This window comes from Nonomuraea deserti (genome assembly GCF_004348685.1).
Classification (GTDB): Bacteria; Actinomycetota; Actinomycetes; order Streptosporangiales; family Streptosporangiaceae; genus Nonomuraea; species Nonomuraea deserti.
Genome location: NZ_SMKO01000265.1, coordinates 1 through 11540 on the forward strand (window position 1 = coordinate 1; position 11540 = coordinate 11540).

The 11540-nt window shown below is 74.2% G+C and carries 13 protein-coding genes and 1 pseudogene; 10 read left to right on the forward strand and 4 right to left on the reverse strand.

Annotation, left to right across the window (positions count from 1 at the left end; genetic code table 11):
- The 3 genes and pseudogenes from E1292_RS46455 to E1292_RS46465 all read left to right on the forward strand — a co-directional run.
- A pseudogene (locus E1292_RS46455) lies at nt 1-542 on the forward strand (hypothetical protein); the annotation flags it as partial.
- Nucleotides 542-1420 carry a WXG100-like domain-containing protein gene (locus E1292_RS46460; protein ID WP_132606194.1) on the forward strand — a complete coding sequence of 293 codons (879 nt, stop codon included), beginning with the start codon at nt 542-544 and terminating at the stop codon, nt 1418-1420. The pseudogene E1292_RS46455 and the gene E1292_RS46460, both read left to right, overlap by 1 nt.
- 12 nt (nt 1421-1432) lie before the next feature.
- Nucleotides 1433-1744: a YbaB/EbfC family nucleoid-associated protein gene (locus tag E1292_RS46465; protein WP_132606195.1), complete on the forward strand. Its 312-nt coding sequence runs from the start codon at nt 1433-1435 to the stop codon at nt 1742-1744.
- Nucleotides 1745-1798: 54 nt separating this feature from the next.
- On the opposite strand, the gene E1292_RS46470 is transcribed toward E1292_RS46465, so the two are convergent.
- Nucleotides 1799-2836: a DUF5685 family protein gene (locus E1292_RS46470; protein ID WP_246090858.1), complete on the reverse strand. Its 1038-nt coding sequence runs from the start codon at nt 2834-2836 to the stop codon at nt 1799-1801.
- Between the two features lie 204 nt (nt 2837-3040).
- Between E1292_RS46470 and E1292_RS46475 the strand changes: the two genes are divergently transcribed.
- From E1292_RS46475 to E1292_RS46500, 6 genes are all read left to right on the forward strand, one after another.
- Nucleotides 3041-3955: an ATP-binding cassette domain-containing protein gene (locus tag E1292_RS46475; protein ID WP_132606197.1), complete on the forward strand. Its 915-nt coding sequence runs from the start codon at nt 3041-3043 to the stop codon at nt 3953-3955.
- A complete protein-coding gene (locus E1292_RS46480; RefSeq protein WP_132606198.1) occupies nt 3952-4743 on the forward strand; it encodes an ABC transporter in 792 nt (263 codons plus the stop codon). Before E1292_RS46475 ends, E1292_RS46480 begins: the two co-directional genes overlap by 4 nt.
- 10 nt (nt 4744-4753) lie before the next feature.
- Nucleotides 4754-5902, forward strand: a complete 1149-nt coding sequence (locus E1292_RS46485) for a sensor histidine kinase (RefSeq protein ID WP_246090860.1) — start codon at nt 4754-4756, stop codon at nt 5900-5902.
- On the forward strand, nt 5893-6537 hold the full coding sequence (locus E1292_RS46490; RefSeq protein WP_132606199.1) for a response regulator: 645 nt from the start codon (nt 5893-5895) through the stop codon (nt 6535-6537). The genes E1292_RS46485 and E1292_RS46490 overlap by 10 nt, the downstream gene beginning before the upstream one ends.
- A gap of 99 nt (nt 6538-6636) precedes the next feature.
- Complete coding sequence (locus E1292_RS46495) at nt 6637-7458, forward strand: aldo/keto reductase (RefSeq protein ID WP_132606200.1); 822 nt, start codon at nt 6637-6639, stop codon at nt 7456-7458.
- A gap of 173 nt (nt 7459-7631) precedes the next feature.
- Nucleotides 7632-8831, forward strand: a complete 1200-nt coding sequence (locus tag E1292_RS46500; protein WP_132606201.1) for an RNA polymerase sigma factor — start codon at nt 7632-7634, stop codon at nt 8829-8831.
- On the opposite strand, the gene E1292_RS46505 is transcribed toward E1292_RS46500, so the two are convergent.
- A complete protein-coding gene (locus E1292_RS46505; protein WP_220447405.1) occupies nt 8828-9574 on the reverse strand; it encodes a maleylpyruvate isomerase family mycothiol-dependent enzyme in 747 nt (248 codons plus the stop codon). The two genes, E1292_RS46500 and E1292_RS46505, sit on opposite strands and share 4 nt — an antisense overlap.
- 62 nt (nt 9575-9636) lie before the next feature.
- On the opposite strand from E1292_RS46505, the gene E1292_RS46510 reads away from it, so the two are divergent.
- Complete coding sequence (locus E1292_RS46510) at nt 9637-10551, forward strand: MerR family transcriptional regulator (RefSeq protein WP_220447406.1); 915 nt, start codon at nt 9637-9639, stop codon at nt 10549-10551.
- A 12-nt stretch (nt 10552-10563) separates the two neighbouring features.
- Here the strand turns inward: E1292_RS46510 and E1292_RS46515 are convergent, their stop codons facing one another.
- On the reverse strand, nt 10564-11298 hold the full coding sequence (locus E1292_RS46515) for an MFS transporter (protein ID WP_246090862.1): 735 nt from the start codon (nt 11296-11298) through the stop codon (nt 10564-10566).
- Between the two features lie 43 nt (nt 11299-11341).
- Nucleotides 11342-11540: hypothetical protein (locus E1292_RS54625; RefSeq protein WP_246090864.1), on the reverse strand; the 199-nt coding region annotated here is incomplete at its 5' end.

An 11540-nucleotide genomic window follows, 5' to 3' on the forward strand; every position in this document is an offset into this window, starting at 1 on the left:
CTCCCACCCCTTCGGGCTCCCCGACGCCCTCGGACGGTTCGACGCCCCAGCCTTCGGAGGTCCCTGGCGGCACGCCGTCCCCGTCCGGGAGCGGGATGCCCGACGGGGACGGCGTGCCCGCCGGACAGGCCCCGGCGCCCCACCCGCAGCCCTCGACCGGGAACGTTCCTGCCCGGGACCGCGCCGATCAGATCGCGATCGACTGGCGGTCGATCCGCGAGCTCGCCTGGCTCTTCGACAAGACCGGCGACGAGGTCGTGACCTTACAGCGCGTGGCCACGGCCTTAGCCGGCACGTCGGGCCTGGTCGGCGGCGACGACCAGGGCCACGCGTTCGCCGAGTGGTACGCCGACGGCTACGACTCCCTGACCGACGCCATGCGACGCATCGCGGAGAAGAGCTTCATCTCGGCGAGCGGCCTGCGCGACTTCGACGAGCTGTGGGACCACCTGGAGCAGCAGATCATCAGGTCGCTTCCGGAGATCCCCGGCCTCGCGCCGCCGCCGATCCCGCAGGCGCCCCCACCCAGGGAAGGCGCCTGATGTTCGACCCCTTCCAGGCGCTCGCCAGGTTCGCCGAGGTGCACGTGCCCGAGGCCGACACGTCCAACCTGAGGGCGCGCGCCGAGGCCCTGCGAGACCTGGCGGGCTCGATCGGCAAGGTCGCGGCCCGCACCGAGAGCGCCGTCGCCGCGGCCCGCCGGCAGAACGACAGCAGGGCCGTGGACCGGTTCGCGGACGTGTGGCCGTACGAGCTCGCCCCCCGCTACGCCGCGCTGCAGGAGGAGCTACGCGAGCTGGCCGACGGCTGCGACGAGTACGCCGACGCGGTCGACAGGCACCGGGAACAGCTCTGGATCATCGGCACCCAGCTGGCCGCCCTCGCCTTCACCATGATGTTCGGCTTCATCTACCCGGCGGCCAGGCTCGTGGCGCAACGGGCGTTCAACATGCTGGTCACCAGGGCCAAGCTGGAGCGCACCCTGTTCCAGAAGATCGTCAAGATGATCCTGGAACAGCGGATGGGCAAGCGCCGCGTCGGCACCTACCTGGTGCGCGAAGGGCTCGACGCGCTGGCCGACTCCGTCACGTGGGCCGTGCTCAAGACCGGCGTGCACGCCGCCAGCTCGGCCGCCACCGGCCAGCCCATGGGCAACCTCTTCGAGTACGCGGGCAAACACTTCGCCGCCGAACTCGCCTACAACGGCGGCATCAAGGCCCTGAGCGACGTGCGCAGGTTCTTCCCCGCCACGAAGGTCACGGAGACGCTGCTGGGCACCGGCTCGGCCGGCCGGTTCTTCCGTCGTACCGTCTCGGCGTCCACCATCTACCCGCTCGTCATCAGCGGGGAGCTGAGTGCGGCCGGGGCCCTGCGCTCGGCGCTGGCGCACGCGCCGAGGGCGTTCATCTTCAAACGCTGACCGAGGAGCGAGATGATCATACCACCGCCCACGGGCGACCCCGAGCTCGACCGCGTCCTCGCCGAGATGGCCGCCCAGACGGCCGGGTTCGAGGAGGTCAGCCGCCGGCTGCAGGAGGCCAGGGGACGCGGCGAGAGCGCGGGCGGGCAGGTCGCCGTCGAGGTCACGCCCGCCGGGTCGCTGGCCGCGCTGCACATCGACCCTCGCGCCATGCGGCTGGGCTCGCGGGCGCTGAGCGAGGCCATCGTGGAGGCGTACCGGCTGGCCGAGGAGGACGTGACGGGCCAGTCGTTCGACATCGCGAGGACCGTCACCGACCCATGACCCGCGCTCAGGGTCCGAGGTCGCCAGGACCGTCACCGAACCAGAGCGCCGCGCTCAGGAGCAGTCGCAGCAGCTTCCGCAGTCGCAGCAGTCGCAGCAGTCGCCGCACTCGCGCAGGTGACAGCGCTCGTCGCACGGGCGGCCGCGCCGCCTGCTCCACCGGGGCCGCCACATCCCGCAGGTCAGGAACGTCGCGACGCCGGCCGCCGACCTGCGGATCCAACCGGGCCGCTCGTACGAGGCGGCGGCATGGAACGTGCGGGCCACCGCCCGGCGTACTTCGGTGCCGAGCAGGACGTCCACCAGGTGCCGCTCGGCCAGATCGACGTCCCTGAGCGCCAGGGCGAGCCCGTGCGCGGCGTCGTCGCACAACCGGCGCGCCTCGGCCGCTGTGGTGGCGGTGGCCGTCAGCGGGTTGAACGCCCCGCGCGCGTCGTCGTCGCGCTGGTCCTCGGCCGCGTCCAGCAGGTGCGCGATCCGGCCGAAGAAGCGGCCCGCCTCCGCGAGGGCGGGGACGTTGCCCGGCCGCCCGGCGAGCACCGCCGTGTGCGCGAACGCCGCCCCGACGGCGTCCTCCGCGGGCGCGGTGAGATCGAGCACGCTCAAGCCGGGCGCGGGACCGGGGTCGCGGTGGCCAGGCTCGGCGGCGTCCGGCGAGGTGGCCAGGCGTTCCAGGCCGAGCTGGCGGTCCACGGTCGCCGCCAGCCCGGCGGTGTCGAAGCCGACCCCGGCGCCCAGCCGTGCCCCGCCCGTCTCCCAGCGGGCGGCCAGCCTCCGGCGGGCCGCGGCGGTGCCGAAGGCGGCGTCCCCGTCGGCGACGTGGTCCCGCAGCCTGCCGGCGGCGAGCACGAGCGAGACCGCGGCCGCCAGCCGCGCGCCGCGGGCCCGCGCGTCCACCACCTCGGCCGTGCGGAATCCCCGCAACGCGCACGGCCCTGCCGTGCGGCGCGGCGCGTCCCCCGGGAGCTGGGCCTCGGTGAGCACCGAAAGGAGCAACGTGTCGTAGTTGGTGGTCAGCCGTGCCCCTTGCCCGTGCTCGTCCCGCAACGTCAGGCACAACCCGCACAGATGCGCCCGCCACGCGGCACGCAACGTCGGGCACCCATGGTCACCGCAGGGGCGGATGATTCCGAACACACGACCTCACAGACGTCCAGGCACGACCAAAGGGGAAGGGTAGGGCCCGAGGCTTTCAGCCGGCCTGCACGGTCATGAATGGTTTACGGCTTTCCGCCATCGAGGTCGGCGGAACGCCCCCATGGTGGCCGGAGCGGTGCCTGCCTAGCGTGGGGTGGCGTGATCAGTCTCAAGAACCTGAGCAAACGGTACGGCGACCGGTTCGCGGTCGACGACCTGTCGCTGGACCTGAAACCGGGCGCGGTGACCGGCTTCCTGGGCCCCAACGGCGCCGGCAAATCGACCACCATGCGGCTGGTCCTCGGCCTCGACCGGCCCACCTCCGGCACGGCTCTGATCGGCGGCGTCCCGTACCGCAAGATCAGGAACCCGCTGCGCACGGTCGGGGCGCTGCTCGACGCGCGCGCCCTGCACCCGGGGCGCAGCGGTCATGCGCACCTGGCGGCGCTGGCGCGCAGCAACGGCATCGCGCGGCGGCGGGTGGCGGAGGTGCTGGAGGCGGTCGGCATGGCGGGCGCGGCGCGCAGGCGCGCGGGAGCGCTGTCGCTGGGCATGAGCCAGCGGCTCGGCATCGCGGCGGCGCTGCTCGGGGATCCCGAGGTGCTGATGTTCGACGAGCCCGTCAACGGGCTCGACCCGGACGGCGTGCGGTGGGTGCGCGGGCTCATGCGGTCGCTGGCCGACGAGGGGCGCACGGTCTTCGTCTCCAGCCACCTGATGAGCGAGATGCAGCTCACCGCCGACCACCTCGTGGTGATCGGCAAGGGACGGCTCATCATGGACGCGCCGCTGGCCGACGTCATCGCGGGCAGCTCCCTCACGGCCGTGCTCGTGCGCACGCCGCACGCGGGAGACCTGGCCGTACGCCTGCGCGCGGCCGGTATCGCGGTGGACCGGCTCGGCGAGAACGAGCTCGAGGCCACCGGCGCCGCCGTCGAGCGGGTCGGCGACGTGGCGTACGAGGCCGGCATCCGCCTGCACGAGCTGCGCACCCGCGAGGCGTCGCTGGAGCAGGCCTACCAGGAGTTGACGTCGCACAGCGTCGAGTACGGCGCGGGGAGGGCCGGGGCATGAGCACGCTGTGGCAGGCGGTCGGGGCCGAGTGGGGCAAGCTGTGGTCGGTGCGGTCCACGTGGTGGTGCCTGGCCGGCGCGCTGGTGCTCATGGTGCTGAGCGCGATCACGCTGGGGGGCGCGACGGCCACCGAGGCGCTGCGCGACGGCGGCGCGGGCGTGCGGCTGACGGCCGGCGAGCCGGTGGTGTCGGCGACGTCGTTCGTCCAGTTCGCGATGGTGGCGGCGGCGATGCTGGTGATCACGTCGGAGTACGCCTCGGGAAGCATCCGGGTCACGCTGCAGGCCACCCCCGCCCGCGGCGTGGTGCTGGCGGCCAAGGCGCTGGTCGTGGGGCCGGTGATGTTCGCGGCCGGGGTGGTGTCCGGGGCCGTGGCGGCGGCGTCCGTCTACGTGGTCTTGTCGGCGGACGTGTTCGGGGGCCTGGTCGTGATGCCGATCGGCGAGGTCGTGCCCGACCTGCTCGGAGCGGGGGTGTTCCTGGCGCTCGTGTCGGTGATGACCGTGGGAGTGGGGGCCGCGATGCGCAGCGCGGCCGGGACGCTGACCGCGGTGTTCATGCTGCTCATGGGCCTGCCGCTGCTCCTGCTGATGACCGGCGCTCCGGTGGCCCTGGACGCCTCCATGCGCCTTCCGACGTTCGCCGGGCTGGCCTTCATGGGCAGCACGGACAACCTGACCGGCGGGCCGATCCCGTACTCCGCGGGGGAGGGGCTGGCCTGGCTGCTCGCCTGGACGGCGGCGGCGCTGGCGACCGGATTCGCCGTGCTGCGCCGCCGTGACGCCTAGACTCGCGCCCGTGCCGGGGACCGTGGTCGTTCGTTCGCTGGCCGGGGTCCTCCTGGGGATGGTCCTCGGCCTCGCCGAGCTGTCGTTCCTCATCGTGGCGTGGCCCGCGGCGCTGATCCCGGCCGCCCGGCCGCTCGCGGCGCGGGGGCGTGACCGGCTGGTGGCCGCCGAGCGGGCCAGGCTGGCCCGGTGGTTCGGCCACGAGACGGCCCGGCCGGACGGCGGCTACGCGTTCCTCGCCGCCCGCGCCGCGCTGGGCGTCGTGAGCGGCTACGTCTGCGCGGTGACCCTGTTCGTCGGCGGGCTGCTGCTCGCCGGCGGGTTGTGGGAGCTGATCGCGGGCGGGTCTGAGACGGTGCCGCTCGACCTGCCCGGCGTGCGGCTCGTCACCAGCGGCTGGACGCTCGGGCTGACCGGCGGGATCGTGCTGCTGGCGGTGACCGCCCTGCTCGTGGTGGGGGTCGCGGCGCTCGAACGGCGGCTGGCCGCCCGCTTCCTCGGCCCGGGAGGCGAGGAGCTGATGCGCGCGCGGATCGCCGAGCTGACCGCCACCCGCTCGGGCATCGTCAGGGCCGTCGACGACGAGCGGCGCAGGATCGAGCGTGACCTGCACGACGGCGTGCAGCAGCGGGGTGTGGCCCTGGCCATGCTGCTCGGCCGCGCCCGGCACACCCGCGACCACGACAGGACCGCCGAGCTGGTCGGCCAGGCCTACATCGAGTCGCGCCGGTTGCTGGACGAGCTGCGCAGCGTCGCCTGGCGGATCTACCCGACCGCCCTCGACGAGCTGGGGCTGCACGCCGCGCTGGCGGGCGTCGCCGAACGGTCGAGCGTGCCGGTGACCGTGCACCACGGGCTGGCCGGGCGGCCCGTCTCCGAGGTGGAGACCGCGCTCTACTTCGTGGCCCGCGAGGCGATCACCAACGCGATCAAGCACGCCGGCGCCCGTGACATCCTGGTGGTGCTGGACGAGGACGATCAGGTGGTGAGCGTGGCGATCTCAGACGACGGCGGGGGCGGCGCCGACCCCTCGGGCGGCGGCCTGTCCGGGCTGGCCAGGCGGGTCATGGCCCTCGACGGCACGTTCACCGTCGACAGCCCGCCCGGCGGCCCCACCAGGATCGTCGCGTCGCTGCCGAAGGCTCCGCCGTGCGGGTGATCCTGGCCGACGACTCCGTGCTGCTGCGCGAAGGGCTGACCCGGCTGCTCGACGACGCGGGCCACGAGGTGGTCGCCGCCGTCGGCGACGCGCCCGCGCTGCTCGACGCCGTCGAGCGCCACCGGCCCGACGTGGCCGTGGTCGACGTGCGGATGCCGCCGACGCACACGGACGAAGGGCTGCGGGCGGCGCTGGAGATCCGCGGCCGCCTGCCCGGCGTCGCCGTCCTCGTCCTTTCGCAGTACGTCGAGCAGCACTACGCGACGAGACTGCTGGCCGGGCCCGCCGAAGGGCTCGGCTACCTGCTGAAGGACCGGGTCTCCGAGGTGGGCGAGTTCCTCGACTCGCTGGAGCGGGTGCGTGCGGGCGGCACGGCGTTCGATCCGGAGGTGGTGCGCCAGCTGCTCGCCCGCACCACCCACGCCGACCCGCTGAGCAGGCTGAGCCCGCGTGAGGGCGAGGTGCTGCGGCACCTGGCGCAGGGCTTGGTCAACGCCGCCATCGCCGAGCGCCTGCACGTCTCGCTCAGCACCGTGGAGAAGCACGTCAACGCCATCATGGACAAGCTCGACCTGCCCCGTGACCCCGGCTACAGCCGCCGCGTGCTGGCCATCCTGCGCTACCTCGAGGGCTGATCGGGGCCCGGCGCGTACGGCCCGCCCCTCTGCGAGCGGCGAGAGTACGAATGCGACAGAAGTGGTTGTTTCGGGTGGGCATCGGGCAAGGATGTGGCCATGACCATCATGCTTTGCGACGGCCGCCCGATGCCGCGCCTCGGTCTGGGCACGTGGCCCATGAACGACGAGGGAGCGCACCAGGCCGTGAAACACGCCATATCGCTCGGCTACCGGCTGATCGACACCGCCGCCAGCTACGGCAACGAGACCGGTGTGGGAGCCGCCGTGGCCGAGGCGAGCGTGGCCCGCGACGACCTGTTCATCACCACGAAGCTGCGCGGATCCCACCACGGCCACGACGCGGCCCTGCGCGGCTTCGAGGAGAGCCGGGCCAGGCTCGGCCTCGACTACGTCGACCTGTACCTGATCCACTGGCCGCTGCCGGATCGCGACCTCTACGTCGACACCTGGCGCGCCTTCGTCGACCTGCGCGAGCAGGGCCTGGCCCGCTCGATCGGCGTCTCCAACTTCACCCCCGCGCAGATCGAGCGGCTGGTCGAGGAGACCGGCGTCCTGCCGGCCGTCAACCAGGTCGAGCTCCACCCCGGCCTGGCGCAGCACGAGCTGCGCGCCTGGCACGCCGAGCACGACATCGTCACCGAGTCGTGGAGCCCCCTCGGCCGCGGCTCCAAGCTGCTCGACGAGCCCGTCGTCGCCGACCTCGCCACCACCCACGCGCGCACCCCCGCGCAGGTCGTGCTCCGCTGGCACCTGCAGCTCGGCGCCGTGCCGATCCCCAAGTCGGCCCACCCCGAACGTATGCGGCAGAACCTGGAGGTGTTCGACTTCAGCCTGTCGGACGCGGAGATGGCCAGGATGGCCGAACTCGACGGCGGTGGACGGCTCGGCGGCGATCCCGACACCCACGTCGAACTCTGACCTGATGTCGTATACGGCAGGCTCCCGATCGTCTGTCCAACGACGACCGAAGGAGACGGGGCGATGGACAGCGGGGATCACGAGAAGGGGCGGGCCGCCGTGACCGGCGGCGCGCGGGCGCGGGTCGCGCGGCGGTTCGCCGGCGACGGCGGCACGATCCGCCGGGCGCGGCCATGACGGACGTCTCCCACGCCGAACTGGCCCGCGTGGTGCGCGAGCACGCCGGCCGGCTGGCCGCCTCGCTGGTGACGCTGCTGGGCGACTTCTCCGCCGCCGAGGACCTGGTACAGGACGCGGTGGAGAAGGCCCTGGTGCGCTGGCCGGAGGACGGCGTGCCGGAGCGGCCCGAGGCGTGGTTGTACACCGTGGCCCGACGGCGCGGCCTCGACCTGCTGCGCCGCGAGAGCAACCACCGCGACAAGCTCGCCCTGCTGTGCGTGCCGGAGCCGGGCGAACCCGACGGCCGGCTCCGGCTGATCTTCACCTGCTGCCACCCCGCGCTGCCTCGGCAGGCGCAGATCGCGCTCACGCTGCGGGTGGTGTGCGGGCTGACGACCGCGCAGATCGCCGCCGCGTTCCTGACCCGGGAGACCACGGTGGCCCAGCGCATCACCCGCGCCAAGAGGAAGATCGCGGAGGCGGGCATCCCGTACCGCGTGCCCGCGGCAGGGGAGCGGCCGGAGCGGCTGCGCCAGGTGCTCACCGTCATCTACCTGCTGTTCAACGAGGGCTACCTGTCCAGCACACTGGAGCGGGCCCAGGCGCGTGACCTGGTCGACGACGCCGAGTGGCTGGCCTCGCTGCTGGCCGGGCTGATGCCGGACGAGCCCGAGGCGGCCGGGCTGCTGGCCCTCATCCGGCTGCACCGGGCCCGCGGCGCGGCCAGGTTCGGCGCGGACGGCCGGCTCGTGCTGCTGGCCGACCAGGACCGCTCCCTGTGGGACCACGCCGCCATCGAGGACGCGATCCGGCTCCTGACCCGGACGGCCCGCACGCACCGGCGTCCCGGGGCGTACCAGCTGCAGGCGGCCATCGCGGCCTGCCACGCCGAGGCCACGTCATGGGCGGGCACCGACTGGCGGCAGATCGTCGTGCTCTACGACATGCTGCTGTGCCTCGCCCCGTCGCCCGTGGCCCGGCTCAACCGGGCCATCGCCCTGCGGTACGTGGACGGCCCTGAGGCGGCGTTCGCCGAGCTCAAGGACCTCGGCGAGGTGCTCGGCCGCTACCCGCTCTACCACGCCACCCGCGCCGAGCTGCTGCGCGACCTCGGCCGGAGGGCGGAGGCGCGGCGGGCCGACGAGCGCGCCCTCGCGCTGACCGCCAACCCCGCGCAACAGGCGCTGCTGGAGGAGCGGATCGCCTGGGGCTAGAACGCGGTGTGCGCCAGCCAGTGGTCGAGCAGCGCGCGGTCCCCCGTGACGTTCCCCGGCGGCACGCGCCGGGTGAACACCAGCATGAGCTCCGTCACCGAGCCCGACACCACGACGTCGCCGTCGCCGCCCCCGCGATCGCAACGGATTCCGTCCGGCGTCCTCGTGATCACCCAGCCCTGCCCCGAGTCCGGCCGGATCACGATCGTCTCGCCCCGGCCGCGCAGCTCGGCCAGCTCGGGCTTGAACTCCACCGCGGACGGCTCCGCGAGCAGCCCCATCCCCTCGGAGATCACGTCGGCCGCCAGGTCTTCGGCGACGTCGAACGAGGCGCCGGTCGTGGCCGCCGCGTCGTAGTGGTGGATGACGGTGTCGCCCAGCATCCTGCGCAACCAGAACACCGGCGGCGTCGGGCCCATCGACGACCAGACCCGGGCACCGGCCGGCGCCTCCTGGACCGCGTCGATCACCTCTCGCGCGCCGTCCGCCAGCCACCGCTCCCACGTGTCCTGAGGACCGGGGTCGTCGGCGGCAGGGGCGGCGATGGGCGCGGCCGCGGCCTCGCGCACCAGCTCGGCCGTCCACCGGTGAGCGTGCCCGATGTGCCCGGCCAGGTCGCGCAGCCGCCACTCCGGGCACGTCGGCACCCGGGTGTCCGGGTCGCCGCCGCAGACCGCGCGGGCGAACCCCGCCGTCTGCTCCCGCAACCCCTCCGCGAGCCGGGCGGTGTCCAGTGTCGTCATGGCGAAATTCCTCTCAACGGGGACACCGGTAGCGTAGAAACTCCAGTCCGGTGGAGGTTCAAGTGGATGTGAGTAACGACACGTTCGGGATCGGCGACCTGGCGGCGCTGACCGGCGTACCGGTGCGGACCATCCGCTTCTACTGCGACGAGGGCATCATCGCGTCGGTGCGCAGCGCCGGCGGCCACCGCAGGTTCGACAGCACCGCGGTGGAGCGGCTCGGCATGGTCAGGCGGCTGCGCGGGCTCGGCCTGGGGCTGGCCGCGATCGCGCGCGTGCTCGCCGGCGAGCGCTCCGTGGCCGAGGCGGCGGCGGAGGAGCGCGCGGCGCTCGACGTCCAGCTCGCCGGGCTGGCCTGGCGGCGGGCCGCCCTGCGCGCCGTCGAGGAGGCGGGCCCGGCCGAGCGGGCGAAACGGCTGGACCTGCTGGCCGCGGTCGAGCACGGCGCCGCCGCCCGCGACGAGCTGGTCGCCTTCTGGCGGCGGCAGATGGTGGCGCCCATCTCCGACGAGATGTTCGCGGCGTTCGTGGCCATGGCCGTTCCCGTCCCGCCCGTCGATCCGACCCCGCCCCAGGTCGTCGCGTACGCCGAGCTGGTCACCCTGGCCGCCGACCGGTCGCTGACGCGCCTCCTGCGCGCCCGGGCGCTGGAGAACGTGCGGGTGATCCACGACGAGGACGAGCTCATGTACGGCGTGGGCGAGGCGTGCGCGCTGGTCGAGCCGCTCGTGATCGCGGGAGAGGCACCGCGTCCAGGGCCCGAGCTGGACCGGTTCGTGGCGGCGCACGCCACGGTGCGGGGTGTCGGCGACACCCCTGGATTCCGGCGCGAGCTGCTGGCGAACGTGGCGCCCGACCGCGACCCGCGCTTCCGCCGTTACTGGCGGCTCGTGAGCGAGGTCAGCGGGGAGAAGAGCACGCTCGGCTCGACCCACCTGTGGCTCGCCGACGCGCTGGAGCGCGCCCTCACCGCCTGACCTGTGGCGCCCTCACGGTCTGAGCCGTCGTTCCCTCCCCGCGCGTGACACGAGGACGGCCAGGCCCGCCACCAGCAGCCAGGCCGACGTCAGGACCACCAGCCAGGTCCAGCCCGCGTGCCCGTACACGACGCCGCCCGCGGTGCCGCCCACGCCGCTGCCCAGGTAGTAGGCCAGGGCGTACATCCCGGCGGCCCGGCCGCGGGCGCGCGGCGCGGTGGCGGCGGTGACCCAGGCGTTCGCGATGGCGTGCGCGGCGAAGAACCCGGCGGTCAGCACGGCGAAGCCGAGCGCGATGAGCGGCAGCGCCGGATGGGCGGTCATGACGGTGCCGGCCACCGTGACCATCAGCGCCGTGACGAGGGCGGGCGTACGTCCGAGGCGGGCGGCCATCCGTCCGGCGGCGGCCGACGAGGCGGTGCCCATGGCGTACGCGAGAAAGACCAGGGACGCGGCGGCGGGGCCGAGCGAGATCGGCGGCGCGGACAGCCGGAAGCCGGCGGCGTTGTACAGCGCCACGAACGCGCCCATGCCCAGCGCCGCGACGGCGTAGGCGACGACCGGCCGCCCGCCGCCCACTCCGCTCGCGCCACCGTCCGCCCCCACCTGCCCGGCACCCGGGTGCTGCCTGCGGGTACCGGGCAGGTAGGTGCCGGCGGTCTCGGTGCCGGAGCCGGGTGTGCCGCCGTTCCTGCCTGCCGTACGGGCGTCCGGATGCCCAGCGCCGCCTCCCGCGTCCGGTGACATCCCACCCCGGACCGGCGTTTCCCCCGGCGGCGGCACGGACCCTTCACACGACGGCACGGATACCGCGCGCCCGGACGGCGGGGCTGGGGAGCGCGGTGGCGAGCCTGTGGTGTGCCAGGGCGGCGGGGCTTGCGAGTGCGGCGGCGGACTTGTGGTGTGCCAGGGCGGCGGGACTTGCGAGTGCGGCGGCGAACTTGTGGTGTGCCAGGGCGGCGGGTGCGGGGGCGTGGGTCCAGGTGGTG